This window comes from Arthrobacter sp. 01T425 (assembly GCF_056398725.1).
This window is the reverse complement of record NZ_JBFTPY010000013.1, coordinates 24,799-39,153: the sequence shown is the minus strand read 5'-3', so window position 1 is coordinate 39,153 and position 14,355 is coordinate 24,799. Positions and strand designations below refer to the sequence as shown.

The 14,355-nt window shown below is 67.0% G+C and carries 15 protein-coding genes and 1 riboswitch; of the genes, 4 read left to right on the top strand and 11 right to left on the bottom strand.

Annotated features, from left to right (window positions below; all coding sequences use genetic code 11):
* The first annotated feature begins 114 nt into the window (after positions 1 to 114).
* From purS to purL, 3 genes are read left to right on the top strand one after another with little or no spacing between them, the layout of a single operon-like run.
* Positions 115 to 366, top strand: a complete 252-nt coding sequence (gene purS / locus AC1DNG_RS14940) for a phosphoribosylformylglycinamidine synthase subunit PurS (RefSeq protein WP_018776110.1) — start codon at positions 115 to 117, stop codon at positions 364 to 366.
* A 1-nt stretch (position 367) separates the two neighbouring features.
* Positions 368 to 1,138: a phosphoribosylformylglycinamidine synthase subunit PurQ gene (purQ, locus tag AC1DNG_RS14935; RefSeq protein ID WP_476887663.1), complete on the top strand. Its 771-nt coding sequence runs from the start codon at positions 368 to 370 to the stop codon at positions 1,136 to 1,138.
* Positions 1,135 to 3,468, top strand: coding sequence for a phosphoribosylformylglycinamidine synthase subunit PurL (gene purL, locus AC1DNG_RS14930; RefSeq protein WP_476857662.1), 2,334 nt, complete (start codon positions 1,135 to 1,137; stop codon positions 3,466 to 3,468). The genes purQ and purL overlap by 4 nt, the downstream gene beginning before the upstream one ends.
* Positions 3,469 to 3,561: 93 nt before the next feature.
* Here the strand turns inward: purL and AC1DNG_RS14925 are convergent, their stop codons facing one another.
* The 11 genes from AC1DNG_RS14925 to AC1DNG_RS14875 all read right to left on the bottom strand — a co-directional run bounded on the left by AC1DNG_RS14925 (position 3,562) and on the right by AC1DNG_RS14875 (position 11,818).
* Positions 3,562 to 3,855, bottom strand: coding sequence for a DUF503 domain-containing protein (locus tag AC1DNG_RS14925; protein ID WP_223914525.1), 294 nt, complete (start codon positions 3,853 to 3,855; stop codon positions 3,562 to 3,564).
* 23 nt (positions 3,856 to 3,878) lie between these two features.
* Positions 3,879 to 4,196 (bottom strand): putative quinol monooxygenase, encoded by a 318-nt coding sequence (locus tag AC1DNG_RS14920; protein WP_079555298.1) that lies wholly within the window; start codon positions 4,194 to 4,196, stop codon positions 3,879 to 3,881.
* Between the two features lie 80 nt (positions 4,197 to 4,276).
* Complete coding sequence (locus tag AC1DNG_RS14915) at positions 4,277 to 4,879, bottom strand: hypothetical protein (RefSeq protein ID WP_476887662.1); 603 nt, start codon at positions 4,877 to 4,879, stop codon at positions 4,277 to 4,279.
* Between the two features lie 14 nt (positions 4,880 to 4,893).
* On the bottom strand, positions 4,894 to 5,448 hold the full coding sequence (locus AC1DNG_RS14910) for a DUF1990 family protein (protein WP_476860042.1): 555 nt from the start codon (positions 5,446 to 5,448) through the stop codon (positions 4,894 to 4,896).
* Positions 5,445 to 5,855, bottom strand: a complete 411-nt coding sequence (locus AC1DNG_RS14905) for an MmcQ/YjbR family DNA-binding protein (RefSeq protein WP_476887661.1) — start codon at positions 5,853 to 5,855, stop codon at positions 5,445 to 5,447. Before AC1DNG_RS14905 ends, AC1DNG_RS14910 begins: the two co-directional genes overlap by 4 nt.
* A gap of 61 nt (positions 5,856 to 5,916) precedes the next feature.
* Positions 5,917 to 7,179, bottom strand: coding sequence for an acyl-CoA dehydrogenase family protein (locus tag AC1DNG_RS14900; RefSeq protein WP_476874074.1), 1,263 nt, complete (start codon positions 7,177 to 7,179; stop codon positions 5,917 to 5,919).
* A gap of 27 nt (positions 7,180 to 7,206) precedes the next feature.
* Positions 7,207 to 8,076, bottom strand: coding sequence for a MetQ/NlpA family ABC transporter substrate-binding protein (locus tag AC1DNG_RS14895; protein WP_476887660.1), 870 nt, complete (start codon positions 8,074 to 8,076; stop codon positions 7,207 to 7,209).
* A 32-nt stretch (positions 8,077 to 8,108) separates the two neighbouring features.
* Positions 8,109 to 9,551 (bottom strand): LLM class flavin-dependent oxidoreductase, encoded by a 1,443-nt coding sequence (locus AC1DNG_RS14890; protein ID WP_476887659.1) that lies wholly within the window; start codon positions 9,549 to 9,551, stop codon positions 8,109 to 8,111.
* Positions 9,552 to 9,597: 46 nt separating this feature from the next.
* Positions 9,598 to 10,263: a methionine ABC transporter permease gene (locus AC1DNG_RS14885; RefSeq protein ID WP_018776122.1), complete on the bottom strand. Its 666-nt coding sequence runs from the start codon at positions 10,261 to 10,263 to the stop codon at positions 9,598 to 9,600.
* Positions 10,256 to 11,065 (bottom strand): methionine ABC transporter ATP-binding protein, encoded by an 810-nt coding sequence (locus tag AC1DNG_RS14880; protein ID WP_476860038.1) that lies wholly within the window; start codon positions 11,063 to 11,065, stop codon positions 10,256 to 10,258. Before AC1DNG_RS14880 ends, AC1DNG_RS14885 begins: the two co-directional genes overlap by 8 nt.
* 139 nt (positions 11,066 to 11,204) lie before the next feature.
* Positions 11,205 to 11,295, bottom strand: a riboswitch (SAM riboswitch).
* A gap of 97 nt (positions 11,296 to 11,392) precedes the next feature.
* Positions 11,393 to 11,818 carry a CoA-binding protein gene (locus tag AC1DNG_RS14875; protein WP_230008123.1) on the bottom strand — a complete coding sequence of 142 codons (426 nt, stop codon included), beginning with the start codon at positions 11,816 to 11,818 and terminating at the stop codon, positions 11,393 to 11,395.
* A 307-nt stretch (positions 11,819 to 12,125) separates the two neighbouring features.
* Between AC1DNG_RS14875 and acs the strand changes: the two genes are divergently transcribed.
* Complete coding sequence (gene acs, locus AC1DNG_RS14870; protein WP_476887658.1) at positions 12,126 to 14,351, top strand: acetate--CoA ligase; 2,226 nt, start codon at positions 12,126 to 12,128, stop codon at positions 14,349 to 14,351.
* The last annotated feature ends 4 nt before the right edge of the window (positions 14,352 to 14,355 follow it).

Here is a 14,355-nt window from a genome sequence, read left to right as displayed (position 1 = left end):
GCTCGCGGAGCGCCCTTTCACGCTGTATTCACCAGTCCAACACACAGCGGATCGGCGTGAGACGGCACCACTCCGCTGCGCCCTTACCCAACGCTCACGCACAGGAGTTACCGGATGCCCCGGATCGTTGTCGACGTCATGCCCAAGCCCGAGATTCTGGACCCGCAGGGGAAGGCCATCGTCGGTGCTCTGCCCCGGCTGGGCTTCACCGCTTTCAGCTCTGTCCGCCAGGGCAAGCGCTTTGAACTCACGGTCGACGGCGAGGTGACCGAGGAGATCCTGGCCCAGGCCCGCGACGCCGCGGAGACCCTGCTGTCCAACCCGGTCATCGAGGACGTCGTCAACGTCGAGGTCGTTGAGGCCTGAAATGACTGAACTCCCCCTGATCGGCGAGGCCGTCGCCGTCGCCGCCAACGCTCCTGGTGCTCGCAGGCTCGCGGGTGCGAAGATCGGCGTCGTCACCTTCCCCGGCACCCTGGACGACCGCGACGCCGCCCGTGCGGTCCGTCTGGCCGGCGCCACCCCGGTGGAGCTCTGGCACGCCGGCACCACCCTGGGTGACGTTGACGCCGTCGTGATTCCCGGCGGGTTCTCGTACGGCGATTACCTCCGCGCCGGCGCGATCGCCCGCTTCGCGCCGCTGATGTCCAGGATCATCGACGCCGCCAATTCCGAGGCCAAGCTGCCCGTGCTGGGCATCTGCAACGGCTTCCAGATCCTGACCGAGTCGCACCTGCTGCCCGGTTCCATGATCAAGAACGACCACCTGAAGTTCATGTGCCGCGACCAGGTCCTGCGCGTGGAAAACAACACCACCGCCTGGACCGGGGACTACGCCGCCGGCCAGGAAATCACCGTGCCGCTGAAGAACCAGGACGGCCAGTACATCGCCGACGAGAAGACCCTGGACGCGCTCGAGGCCGAAGGCCGCGTTGTGTTCCGCTACGTCGGCTTCAACCCGAACGGCTCTCGGCGCTACATCGCCGGCATTTCCAACGCCGCGGGCAACGTGGTGGGCCTCATGCCGCACCCCGAGCACGCTGTGGAGGCCGGCTTCGGTCCCGAGCTCGGCTCCGGCACCGAGGGCCTCGGGTTCTTCACCTCTGTCCTGAACAAGATCGTGGGAGACAACAAATGACGGAGACACCCGCAGTGGCGGCACCCGCGGAGACCGCCCGGAAGTTCAACATCGACACCGTCGAGAACGCGGCCAAGACCCCGGACACCGAACTCCCCTGGGCCGAACTGGGCCTGAAGCAGAACGAGTTCGACGAGGTGGTCAAGGTCCTGGGCCGCCGCCCCACCGGCGCGGAACTGGCCATGTACTCGGTGATGTGGAGCGAACACTGCTCCTACAAGTCCTCGAAGAACCACCTGCGCCAGTTCGGCGACAAGGTGACCGAGGAAATGAAGAAGGACATGCTCGTGGGAATCGGCGAAAACGCCGGTGTCACCAACCTGGGCGACGGCTGGGCCGTGACGTTCAAGATTGAGTCCCACAACTCGCCGTCGTTCGTGGAGCCCTACCAGGGCGCCGCAACCGGCATCGGCGGCATTGTCCGCGACATCATCTCCATGGGCGCCCGCCCGGTAGCGGTGATGGATCCGCTGCGCTTCGGCGCCATTGACCACCCGGACACCGCCCGCGTCATGCACGGCGCCGTGGCAGGGATCGGCGGCTACGGCAACTCGCTGGGCCTGCCCAACATCGGCGGCGAAATGGTCTTCGACTCCGTGTACCAGGGCAACCCGCTGGTGAACGCGCTGGCCGTCGGCGTGATGCGCCACGAGGACATCCGCCTCGCGAACGCCTCCGGCAAGGGCAACAAGGTGGTGCTGTTCGGTGCCCGCACCGGCGGCGACGGCATCGGCGGCGCCTCCGTGCTGGCCTCGGAGTCCTTCGATGACACCAAGCCGTCCAAGCGCCCCGCGGTCCAGGTGGGCGACCCGTTCGCCGAGAAGGTCCTGATCGAGTGCTGCCTGGAGCTGTTCAAGGGATCCCTGGTGGAGGGCATCCAGGACCTCGGCGCCGCCGGCATTTCCTGCGCCACCTCCGAGCTCGCCTCCAACGGCGACGGCGGCATGGAAGTCGAGCTGACCTCCGTGCTGCTCCGCGACCCCACCCTGACCCCGGGCGAAATCCTGATGTCCGAGTCGCAGGAACGCATGATGGCCGTGGTCACCCCGGAAAACATCGCCGCGTTTGAAGCGGTCATGGACAAGTGGGCGGTGGAGTACTCCTGGCTGGGCGAGGTGACCGACACCGGCCGCCTCATCATCACGTGGGAAGGCGAGGTCATTGTCGACGTCGACCCGCGCACCGTGGCCCACGACGGCCCGGTCTACGACCGACCCTATGCCCGCCCCGAATGGCAGGACGCCGTCCAGGCCGACTCCTTCACCGGGTCCGTCCAGGACGCCGGCCGCCCCTCCGCCCCCGCGGACCTGGCCGCCGCCATCACCGAGCTCGTCGCCTCCCCGAACATGTGCGACAAGTCCTGGATCACCAAGCAGTACGACCGCTATGTCGGCGGCAACACCGCCATGGCGTTCCCGGACGACGCCGGCGTGGTCCGGGTGGACGAGGAAACCGGCCTCGGCGTGGCCCTGGCCACCGACGCCAACGGCCGCTACACCTACCTGGACCCGTACCACGGCGCTCAGCTGGCCCTGGCCGAGGCCTACCGCAACGTCGCCACCTCAGGTGCCGTGCCGATGGCCGTCAGCGACTGCCTGAACTTCGGCTCCCCCGAGGATCCCGACGTCATGTGGCAGCTCGCCGAAGCCATCCGCGGCCTGTCCGACGCCTGCATGGTCCTCGGCATCCCGGTCACCGGCGGCAACGTCTCGCTGTACAACCAGACCGGCACCACCCCCATCCACCCCTCCCCCGTGGTGGCAGTGCTGGGCAAGTTCGACGACGTCGCCCGCCGCACGCCGTCGGGCTGGAAGGAAGACGGCCAGGCCATCTACCTCCTCGGCACGACGGCGGCAGAGCTGGACGGTTCGGAATGGTCGAACATGCGCGGACACCTCGGCGGCCTGCCGCCGAAAGTTGACCTCGAAGCCGAGCGCGAACTGGGCCAGATTCTGATCAACGCCTCCCGCGACGGCATGGTGGATTCCGCCCACGACCTCTCCGAAGGCGGCCTCGCCGCGGCCCTTGTGGAGTCGTCCCTGCGTTACGGCGTGGGCGCCCGGATCGCCCTGCAGGACGTCCTGGACCGCGACGGCGTGGACCTGTTCACGGCGCTGTTCTCCGAAACCCAGGGCCGCGCCGTCGTCGCTGTGCCCCGCTCGGAGGAAATCCGCTTCACGGACATGTGCACCGCCCGCGGCTTCGCGCACGTCCGGATCGGTGTGGTGGACGCCGAGGGCGGCACGCTGGAGATCAACGGTGTCGAGACCATGAGCCTCGACGCGCTCCGCGAAGCCCACGAGGCGACCCTGCCGAAGTACTTCGGCTAAGCCCCACCGCTCAAAGCAACGCGGGGTCACTTACCGCCCATAAATCCCCTCGGGATGGGCGCTAAGTGACCCCGCGTTGTTTACCCGCGTTGTTTAATCGTCGCTGCGGAGCTCCCGTTGCCGTGCGCTGAGGAGTTCGAGTTCGGGCCGGGCCGCCACGAAGCGTTCGACGGCGGTCAGTACCTCCACGACGTGTGCCCGGTCTGCTGCCACCAGGCCGGCGCCCAACTGCGTGCGCCGGTACTGTTCGTGGTCCCCGACCTCGGCCACGGAGACATCAAAGCGGCGCTTCAGCTCCGCAAGCAGCGGCCGCACCATGGAACGTTTCTCCTTCAGGCTGTGAACGTCGCCCAGAAGGATGTCGAATTCAATCCAGCCGATCCACATGCCATAAGCGTATCCATTGCCGGTTAGATGGTGAGCTCGCCCATCCGGTCCCAGCCGTCGCCGTCGAGCTGCCGGCTGATGATCCGGGGCGTCTCGGCCAGCGCCTGAGGCATGTCCGCCATAGCCTGCTTGAAGTGGGCGCTGTTCACGTGGGCCCCGGCGGCGTCATCCTTGAAGGCCTCAACCAGGACGAATTCATTGGGGTCCTCCACACTGCGGGACCAGTCGAACCACAGGTTGCCGGGCTCCTGGCGGGTGGCCTGGGTGAAATCGTTCACGAGTCCCAGCCAGCGCTCCGACCAGTCCGGCTTGACCTTGAATTTGACGACGATGAAGATCATGGGCTGAAGCCTTTCATTGGTTTTCCGGAGGTTCCATTCTTCCAGCATGACAATGCCGGGTCACATGGCCAGTTGGCGGGTCAACAGGTCTTGATGGCCTCGCGGGCCAGTTCCTGCTGCCGCGGGGTGCCGATCCGGTCGGCCCACTGTTCGGCGAGCTGGAACTCCACCATGGCCTCGGTGCACCGGCCGGCGTCATGCAGCGTCCAGCCGAGGTTGTTGTGCAGCGAAACCACCCACCGTTTGGTCCGCTCATCGTGAACCGTGGACGCGTACTCCAGGGCGCTCCGGGTCCAGGTCTCGGCGTGGGCGGAGTCGGCAATGGCGAGCATGTGCAGCGCGTCCACGGCCAGGAATTCCTCGACCAGGTAGTCAGCCAGTTCGGCCGCCTGTTCAAACAGCGGCACGGCCATCTCGGGGTGGCCGCTGGAATTGAGCACCCGGCCGCGTTCCAGCAGCACCCGCACCGCGACTGTGGGCTCGTCGGCATCGACCGCATCCAGCAGGGCGTCGGCTTCCTCGTAGCGGCCCTGCAGCCCGATGGCCCGGCCCAGCTGGGTGGTGAGTTCGGCGCGTTCGTCGGCGTCGTAGCGTTCATCTGCGGCCGCCGCCCGGAACCGGGCTTCGGACCCGGCGGGGTCGTCGAAGTTCCACAATTGGTCAAGGGTCTTCTGTTCCAGCATCCATCTGCTCCTGATCAGCTTTCACCTGCGGCCAGTTCGTGTGCACTCCCAATGTAGCGGGAAGTGACATGCCTTTGTGCCCGTCCCGTGAGGGCGCGGCCGGCCGCGTAGAACCAGTTGGACGGCCGGCTGAAGGCCGTGATTTTCAGGAACACGCGGCCGGCGGCGTCGATCTCCACTTCGAAGGCCTCCTCGCCCCGCACGGGATGACCGGGCAGTGTGCCGTACCCGAACCCGGCTCGTTGCGGCCCGTCGCCGGGCACCGGCCGGCGCACCCATACCACCTCGCAGGGCGCGTTGATCCGGAAGGGTCCGACGCCGAATCCGCTCACCACGCGCGCGCCGGGCACGACGGCGTCGGAGTCGGTGCGGACGCGCAGCCCGGAGCGTCTCTGCAGCTGCCAGGTCAGAATCCCCTGCGCCACCCTCCGGTACAGTGCCGGGCCGTCGCCGAGGTACGCCCGGGACACCAGGCAGGGAAAGCCTGCCGGAGCCTGGCCATGCTCAGTGGAGCCAATGCCCGGATAGTTCAGCCCGTCCCGCGCGCCGGCACCGGGATCACCGCTCATGTGTCCTCGCCCCTGGCCAGTCCCGCCCAGCCCAGCTGTTCCCGCTGCTTCCGGCTGAACGAGGCGACCACCAGGTCATAGGAATCCTCCACCATGTCCCGGATCATGCCGTCCGGCAACGATCCGTCCAGCCGGACCCCGTTCCAGTGCGTCTTGTTCATATGCCAGGCGCCGGTGATTTCCGGGTGGATGGCCCGCAGTTGTTCGGCCAGGGCCGGCTCGCATTTGAGGCTCACGGACCAGTCGGCCGGGTCCATGGCCGACGCCGCGAACATCTTGGCGTCCTGCCTCGTGCCGCCGGCGATCCCCGCCCGCACCTTGAAAACCGATGTCTCCGGGCCGAAAGGAAAGTCCTCAAACGCACCGGGGAATCTCAGGCAGATCTCGCGGAGGGTGGCAACGTCCATGGCACGAGCCTATCGGGCTGCGGCCTGCCCGGCTGTGCGGGCTATCCGGCTGCGGCCCGCCTCACCCTGCCTGCGCGGCGGTGCGGGCGTCGCCGATGCTGTGCAGCCCTTCCGGGGTGGTGCCGTTGACTTCGTAGTCGCCCACGGTGCGGGCCTTGAACACGGCGGGGTTGTGGGTGGAAACGGTCCTGGCGTTGCGCCAGTGCCGGTCCAGCGATTTCGACTTCGACGTGGCGGACGCCCCGGTGACGTCGAAGAGCTGCTGGGCCGCGGACTGGACGAGTTCGGGCACCAGAAGCTGCGCCTTTTCCACCGCGATCTCGCCGCGGACGTAGCGTTGTTCCGGGGTGAGATCCAGGTTCTGGTCCGCGCCGGCGTCGAGCTCCCGGGCGGCGGCCAGCACCACGGATTCCGCCGCGAAGACCTTGGCCGAGAGCTGGCCGATGAGCTGCAGGATCAGCGGGTCGTGGCGGAACAGTTCGCCGGAGCCGGTGTTGAAGGTGCGCTTGCGGTCGCGGACCAGCGCCCTCGCGTCGGCCAGCGCCGCCCGGCCGATGCCCGCCAGGACGGCGAGCAGGACCAGCTGGAAGAAGGCCGGCTCGTGCGTGGTGGATTCCGAGCGCCGGATGATGTTGGTGTCCGGCACCACGGCGTCACGGAAAATCGTGGTGCCGGTGCCGGTCAGCTGCTGGCCGAACCCGTCCCAGTCGTCGAGGATTTCCACTCCGGGCTGGGTGGTGCTGACCACGGCGTACTGCCGGCCCTCCACGCCCGCGGTGCTGGCCATGACGGCAATCCACTCGGCGAAGATGGTGCCGGTGGTGTAGTACTTCCTGCCGTTCAAGAGCCAGTCCCCGCCGTGGCGGGTCAGCTTGGTTCCGGTGGTGCCGAGGACATTGCCGGATTTCTCCGTGGCGGCGTTTCCAAAGATCTCGCCGGCCACCACTTTCGGGTACCAGCGGTTCCGGAAGTCCTCGGATTCCAGACCGACGGTTTCCACGAACGCGAAGTGCGAGCGGTAGAGGTGGGCCACGGAGGAATCCGCCTCGGCGAGTTCGATGAGCAGCCGGAAGAAGGGCTCAAAGCCGATGCCGTCGCCCCCGTGTTCCGTGGGCACCCGCAGCCGGCCGAAGCCTTCCTCGTTCAGCCAGCGGACCTGTTCGAAGGGCAGGACCCTGTCCTGCTCGCGGGCCAGCGCGCCCTCCGCGATCCGGGCAAACACGGGCCGGAAACGCTGCGCCAGCCTCTCGTAGGCGGCTTCGGCCGACGGCGCTGATGGTGCTGAATGTGCTGCGGGGGCTGTGGTCTCTGGTGCGTAGGACATGCGTTCCCTTGGTTGCTGGTGGCCGGGCTAGAGCTTGGCGGCGTCGGCGGCGGGATCCTGGTCCCAGGGGGTGGGCAGGATGCCCTTCTGGTAGCTGGCAAACCAGGCCCTGACCTCCGGGGACTGGAAGGCGGCCTTGAGGGCCGCGGCCTTCTCCGACCCGGCAAAATCCTTCCGCCCGGCAACCACGATCCGGAACGGGACCTGGTCCGCATCCGTTTCGAAGGCCAGCGCGTCGTCCTTGCTGTGCCCGGCATCCGCGGCCATCCGGGCGACCAGGAAACCGGCGTCGACATCGGGAAGGGTCTTGGCGAGGGACTGCTGGTCCACTTCCACGAACTGCAGCTTCTTCGGGTTGGCCGTGATGTTCTTTTGCGAGGTGTGGATCACGGTGGCGTCAGACAGCTCCAGCAGGCCGGCGTCGCGCAGCATGAACAGGGCACGGCCGTTATTCGCCGGGTCCACGGGAATGCCGATCTTGGCGCCGTCCGGGAGCTCGTTCAGGGACTTGTACTTGTCAGACCAGATGCCGCCCGGGGCGCTGTAGACGTAGAACAGTCCCACGTTCTCCAGGCCCTTGTCCTGGTTGAACTGCTTCAGGTAGGCGTTGTGCTGGAAGAAGTTGGCGTCGAATTCGCCGTTGGCCACGGCCAGGTTGGGCTGGATGATGTCCGTGACGTACGTGGGCTCCAGGGTCCAGCCCTGGGCCGCGAGCAGCTTCTGGGCCAGCTTGGTCGGTTCCTGGTACGGGGCGGACTCGGTGACGATAATCTTGATCGTCTTGCCGCCGCTGGCGCCGGCACCGCCGGGGTTGGTGAGGCCGCAGCCGGTCAGTGCCGCAGCGGAGACCGCACCGGCGCCGGCGAGGGCATATTTGAGGAAATTTCTACGCTGCATGGTCTTGGTCCTTTGTGGTGGTTCGCGCTGGGCTATGACTGGGCGGTAACGCTGGCGCGCTGGTTTTCGGCCGCCGCGGAGAAATCGGTGAAGGCTCCCCGGAAGGCCGCCGCGGGATGGCGTCCGTTGAGCCGCGGCCCGGCGCCGAAGAGCTTCTCGCGCAGGGTTCCCGGCGCGTAGCCGGTCTGGGCGAGGCCGCGGCTGCGCAGTTCCGGCAGCACACCGTCGATGAAGTCGGTGTAGGAGCCGGGGATGGTCTGGTTGATGATGTTGATGCCGTCGATTCCGGCGTCCTGCCACTGCTCGAGACGGTCGGCAATCTGGTCCGGCGTTCCCACCACCCGGTTGGCCCGGCTGCGGTAGAGCGCAATGTCGCGGAGGGTGGGGTTGCCGCCGCGGACGGAGGCGCGGATAGCCGTGAGATGTCCCTGGCTGCCTTCCGTTTCAAGGTCCCCGAGCGGGGTGTCCAGCGGCAGGCCGCCGAGGTCGACGCCGAACCCGCCGCCCACGTGGGCCAGCAGGGCCTCAATGTCCAGGCTGTCCTCGAGCTCTTCGGCCTTGCGGTGCGCCTCGGCTTCGGTGCCGCCCACCACGAAGTGCATGCCCTGGAGGAACTTCACGTCATCCGGATGGCGGCCGGCGGCAACGGCCTGTTCCCGGACGGCCGCGGTGTACTTCGCGGCCACCTCGGTGCTCGGCGCGAGGGTGAAGGTGGCCTCGGCGTTGGCGGCGCAGAACTGCTGGCCGCGGCCGGAGCTCCCGGCCTGGAAAAGCACCGGGGTGCGTTGCGGTGAAGGGGCCGCGAGGTGGGGTCCGTCGATCGAGTACCGGGGCCCGCGGTGGTAGATCTTGCTGACCTTCTCCGGGTCCGCGTGGACCCCGGTCGCCTTGTCCCGGAGCAGCGCGTCGTCTTCCCAGGACCCTTCCCACAATTTGTAGGCGGCCTCGACGTATTCGTCCGCCCAGTCGTAGCGTTCGTCATGCTTGGTCAGCTCGGTGGCGTTGAAGTTCCGGTGCGCGTTTTCCAGCACGCTGGTGACGATGTTCCAGGCCACGCGGCCGCCGCTGATGTGGTCCAGCGTGGACATCTGCCGGGCGAACTGGAACGGATGGCTTTGAATCACCGACGACGTCGCGGCCAGACCGATCTCCCGCGTTCCGGTGGCGAGCGCGGACAGCAGGATGAGGGGGTCGTTGGACGGCACCTGCAGGCCCTTTTTCAGCAGCGATGCCCACCCGCCGTCGTAGTCGCCGTAGAGACCGACGACGTCGGCGAAGAAGATCGCGTCAAACTTGGCGTCTTCGAGCTGGCGGGCCAGGTCGATCCAGAGCTGGAGTTCGTTGAACCGGTGCTGCTGGGCTTCCGGGCGCCGCCACTGGCCGCCCATGATGTGGCTGGACGTGTTCATCACGAAGGCGCTGATCAGCAGGCGCGGACGGGGTCCGTCGAAACGGATACTGGGTGTTGAAGTCATGGGATGCTTTCCGCTGTGGGAGGTGGGACGAGGGTGCTGCCGGCGCTCAGAGGCGCTTGTCCAGGCGCCGGGCAACATAGGATCCGCCCAGCTGAACGATGGTGACCAGCAGGATCATCAGGACAATGGCGGTGATCATGAGCGGCGTTTCGTAGCGGTAATAGCCGTACCGGATGGCGAAGTCGCCGATTCCGCCGCCGCCCACCAGTCCGGCCATCGCCGAGTAGGAGATGAAGCTGACGGTCATGATGGTGATGGAGCTGACGAGTCCGGGCTTCGCCTCCACAATCAGGACGTCCCGGACGATCTGGGACCGGCTGGCGCCCATGGACCGTGCCGCTTCGACCACTCCGCCGCCGAGCTGGCTCAGGTTCTGTTCCACGAAGCGGGCGAAATACGGAATGGCGTTGAGGGTCAGCGGGACAATGACGGCGGCCGTGCCGATGGTCGTGCCGACAATGAACCTGGTCACGGGAATGATCGCGATCAGCAGGATCAGGAACGGGAACGAGCGGAGCAGGTTGACCAGCCCGTCCAGGACCCGGTGCAGCTTTGGCCTGTGCTTGAGCCCGTTGGGACCGATGGTGTAGAGCAGGACACCCAGCGGTGTCCCGAGCAGCACCGCCAGCGGGATCGCCACCAGCAGCATGGTGAGGGTCTGTCCCATGGCGACGCCGATTTCGGGCAGGACTTCCAGGATGCGGTCAAACATTGATCAGGCCCTCCGACGCGGCTGTGGTGTGGGTGCCCCTCCCGGAGCGGTCCAGCTGGATCTCATCGGAGACCAGGTAGCGGCCGATCGACGTCGCCGGGTGGAAACCGGGGCGCTGGAGTTCGGCGAGGTCGAGCTGCTCCACCACCCGGCCTTCTTCCATGACCGCGACGTTGTCCGCGATGGCCTTGATGACATTCATCTCGTGGGTGACCACCACGATTGTGATGCCGAATTCGGCGTTGACGTCGGCCAGGTATTGCAGGACCGATGACGTCGTCCGGGGATCCACGGCCGACGTCGGCTCGTCACAGAGCAGCACTTTGGGCCCGGTGGCAAGGGCGCGGGCGATCGCCACCCGCTGTTTCTGGCCCCCGGAGAGTTTGGCCGGATACGTTCCCGCTTTGTCGGCGAGGTCCACGATTTCCAGGGTTTCGGCGGCCCGCCGCCGGCGTTCCGCCTTCCCGACGCCGGCGAACTTCAGGGACAGCTCCACATTTTCCTGGGCTGTGAGGTTGTTGAGGAGATTGAAGTGCTGGAAAATCATGCCGATGTCATGCCGCTTGGTCCGGAGCTCGGCGTCGGACAGGGTCACCAGGTCCACGCCGTCCACCAGGACGCGGCCCGACGTCGGGCGCTCGAGGAGGTTGATGTTGCGCAGCAGCGTGGATTTGCCGGCGCCGGAGAACCCGATGATGCCCTGGATGGTGCCCCGCCTGATGTGCAGGCTGACGTCATCGACGGCCGTGAAAGGTCCCGCGGCCGAAGCGAATGACGTGCTGACGTTCTGGATCTCGATCACAGGCCCCCACCTGCTCGGGGCCGCGGCGCTGCCGCTGTCTGCGTGTTCATGATTTCCTCCGGGCTCGCCCGAGGAAAGCCCTGGGTCCTGGCTTCCGGGCAGCGCTGAGCGAAGCCGGGGAGCCTCAGAACACAGTGGTTCTCCATCGGTCCTGGCGGTAGCACCGTCCTCAAAGGAGGGGGTTGCTGCGGCGTCACGGAGCCAGATCTCTCAGCCGCTCGGGATGGTTACGAGTCCATCTCACACGGCAGGAGGCCGGATACAGAAAAAGCCGGTCACATTTTGTAACCGACTCTTCCCGATCTGTTGATCGTCATTCCCGGGCCGTTAGATGCCCACGCGCCAGCCTTCGCGGGCGGGGCACGCGTTCACGACGACGTCCAGCCCGGCGGCCTTGGCCCGGTCCGTCGCGGCGTCGTCGAAGACGCCCAGCTGCAGCCAGACGGCCTTGGCGCCTACTGCGATGGCCTCGTCTATGACTGCGCCCACCCTGTGGGAGTTGACGAAGCAGTCCACGACGTCGATCGGGTGCTTCTCCGCCGGGATGTCAGACAGGGAACGGTACCCCTTCTCGCCGTGGACATCGTCGCCCGGAAGGTTGACCGGAATGATGGTCATGCCCATCCGGTCCCGGACATAGAGGGAGACCTCATACGCCGAGCGCCATTCGTTGGTGGTGAGGCCGACCACCGCCCACGTGCCTTTGGTTCGCATGAGGCGGTCAATGACTGCCGGATCGTTAACATGGGCCATGCATCAACCTTACTCCTGCGACCTTTCCGGGCAATTGTCGAATAAATGAATGATTTGGGCAGGACCCACGCCGGGTGAACGAATATTACGGCGCTCCCGGACGCCGATTTTGCGGAATCGTGCATCTGAAGTTCTAGTAGGTAGTGACCATCCCGAGCGGCCGAGAGACCTGGATCGATGACGCCGCAGCAACCCCCCGGTGACGTGAGACGACCATTCCCACGCAACCGCTCCGCCCTCCTTCGGTGAAATTCGAGGGAGCCGGAGCAACAAAGGGTGCTACTGCCAGGACCGATGGAGTGCAGCAATGACCCCTGAGAATTCTTCCGCCCTGCCCACCTTTGCCCGGACTGCGTCCGAGGCATTCCCACAAACCACTTCGGACGCGACGGCGAACGAAGCAGGGCTGCGTGACGCGCCCGGCTCCTCTCGCGGCTCTTCGGGATGGTCCCTGAACGAGTCCACGGACGGCGCAGTGCACGGCGTCCCCGCCGATGGGCCGGCGCGTCACCGCAGCACCACCTTCGGAAACCACCTTCCCCGGCACGGCGGCGCCGCGACCGCGGGAACTGTCCAGGCAGAGACGGTTGCGTTCTGGGAAACCCAGGCTCTCCGCCTCGACTGGGCGGACCTGCCCGGCGGCGCGACGGAGCAAACCAAGCCCTGGCACACCGCGCACCGCCGGATCCCGGCCGACGTCGAGGCCGGCACCGGACCGCAGATCACCTGGTTCGAAGGGGGCAGGCTCAATGTCGCCTACAACTGCGTCGACCGCCACGTAGCGGCGGGGCGCGGAGACAAGGTGGCCCTGCACTTTGAGGGCGAGCCCGGCGACCGCCGTGCCGTCACCTACGCCGAACTCCAGCGCGAGGTCTCCAAAGCCGCCAATGCCCTCCTGGATCTCGGTATCACCAAGGGCGACCGGGTGGTCATCTACCTCCCCGTCATCCCCGAAACCGTGATCATCACCCTCGCGGTGGCCCGGATCGGTGCCATCCATTCCCTGGTCTTCGGCGGATTCTCCGCCGAGGCCCTGAAGTTCCGGGTGGAGGACACCGGCGCCAAGCTCCTGGTCACCACCGACGGCCAGTTCCGCCGCGGCACCGCCGTGCCGGTCAAGGACAACGCGGACGCCGCCGTCTCCGGCGACAACGCCATCGAACACGTCCTGGTGGTCAACCGGACCACTCCCGCGGACGAACTGGACACCGTTCCGATGACCGCCGGCCGCGATGTGTGGTGGCACGACGCCGTCGGCACCGCCTCCGAGACTCACGAAGCCGAGGCGTTCGACGCCGAGACGCCGCTGTTCATCATGTACACCTCCGGCACCACCGGCAAGCCCAAGGGCCTGGTCCACACCTCCGGCGGCTACCTCACACAGGCGTCATGGAGCTTCGAGCACCTGTTCAGCAACCCCGACCCCGCGCTGCGGGAGGAGGACGTGCACTGGTGCACGGCCGACCTCGCCTGGGTCACCGCGCACACCTATGAGCTCTACGGCCCGCTCTCCAACGGCGCCACGCAGGTCATCTTCGAGGGCACGCCCAACACCCCGCACCCGGGCCGGCACTTTGAGATCATCGAACGCTACGCGGTCACGCAGTATTACACCGCGCCCACCCTGGTCCGCTCCCTCATGGGCTGGTTCCCGGACGGCGTCCCGGACACGTACGACCTCTCCTCTATCCGTCTTCTCGGCACGGTAGGCGAGGCCATCAACCCCGAGGCCTGGCGCTGGTTCCGGACCAACATCGGCGCCGGCACCGCCCCCGTGGTGGACACGTGGTGGCAGTCCGAAACCGGCGCCACCATCCTCTCCCCGGCACCGACGGACGCCGCGTTCAAGCCCGGCTGCGCGGCCCGCCCGCTGCCCGGCGTCAGCACGCGCATCGTGGACGACGCCGGCAACACGGTGCCGCCCGGCGTCCAGGGTTTCATCGTGGTGGACTCCCCCGGCCCGGCGATCGCCCGGACGGTCTGGGGCAACCCGCGCCGCTACTTCGATTCGTACTGGCGCCAATACGCCGAGCAGGGCTGGTTCCTCGCCGGTGACGGCGCCAAGTATGACGACGACGGCGACATCTGGATCCTCGGGCGGGTGGACGACACCCTCAACGTCTCCGGACACCTGCTCTCCACCATCGAGGTCGAATCGGCGCTCGTCGCCCACCCGGACGTGGTGGAGGCCGGCGTCTGCCCGGTCGCGGACCCAAAGACCGGCCACGCGATCGTCGCGTTCGTGGTGCTGAAGGATTCGGCGGCCGCCCCCGACATCCAGGGTGTGCTGAAGGCGCACGTCGCGAAGCAGATCGGCCCGATCGCCAAGCCGCGGGACGTCGTCGTCGTTCCCGACGTGCCGAAAACCCGCAGCGGCAAGATCATGCGCCGGCTGCTGACCCAGCTGTTCGAAGGCACAACGCTCGGCGACACCACCTCGCTGCAGAACGAACCATCCATCGCGGGCATCCAGGATGTGCTGCGCGACCGCGCCGCGGAATTCCTGGCACCAGCAAGCCCCACCCGGAAGTAAAGGA

Excerpts from the sequence above, each read along its gene's own strand:
- AC1DNG_RS14925 (WP_223914525.1), bottom strand. The coding sequence starts at position 3,855 with ATGTGGATCGGCTGGATTGAATTCGACATCCTTCTGGGCGACGTTCAC.
- AC1DNG_RS14900 (WP_476874074.1), bottom strand. The coding sequence starts at position 7,179 with ATGTCCTACGCACCAGAGACCACAGCCCCCGCAGCACATTCAGCACCA.
- AC1DNG_RS14895 (WP_476887660.1), bottom strand. The coding sequence starts at position 8,076 with ATGCAGCGTAGAAATTTCCTCAAATATGCCCTCGCCGGCGCCGGTGCG.
- acs (WP_476887658.1), top strand. The coding sequence starts at position 12,126 with ATGACCCCTGAGAATTCTTCCGCCCTGCCCACCTTTGCCCGGACTGCG.
- AC1DNG_RS14875 (WP_230008123.1), bottom strand. The coding sequence starts at position 11,818 with ATGGCCCATGTTAACGATCCGGCAGTCATTGACCGCCTCATGCGAACC.
- purQ (WP_476887663.1), top strand. The coding sequence starts at position 368 with ATGACTGAACTCCCCCTGATCGGCGAGGCCGTCGCCGTCGCCGCCAAC.
- AC1DNG_RS14910 (WP_476860042.1), bottom strand. The coding sequence starts at position 5,448 with ATGAGCGGTGATCCCGGTGCCGGCGCGCGGGACGGGCTGAACTATCCG.
- AC1DNG_RS14905 (WP_476887661.1), bottom strand. The coding sequence starts at position 5,855 with ATGGACGTTGCCACCCTCCGCGAGATCTGCCTGAGATTCCCCGGTGCG.
- purS (WP_018776110.1), top strand. The coding sequence starts at position 115 with ATGCCCCGGATCGTTGTCGACGTCATGCCCAAGCCCGAGATTCTGGAC.
- AC1DNG_RS14920 (WP_079555298.1), bottom strand. The coding sequence starts at position 4,196 with ATGATCTTCATCGTCGTCAAATTCAAGGTCAAGCCGGACTGGTCGGAG.
- purL (WP_476857662.1), top strand. The coding sequence starts at position 1,135 with ATGACGGAGACACCCGCAGTGGCGGCACCCGCGGAGACCGCCCGGAAG.
- AC1DNG_RS14890 (WP_476887659.1), bottom strand. The coding sequence starts at position 9,551 with ATGACTTCAACACCCAGTATCCGTTTCGACGGACCCCGTCCGCGCCTG.
- AC1DNG_RS14885 (WP_018776122.1), bottom strand. The coding sequence starts at position 10,263 with ATGTTTGACCGCATCCTGGAAGTCCTGCCCGAAATCGGCGTCGCCATG.
- AC1DNG_RS14915 (WP_476887662.1), bottom strand. The coding sequence starts at position 4,879 with ATGCTGGAACAGAAGACCCTTGACCAATTGTGGAACTTCGACGACCCC.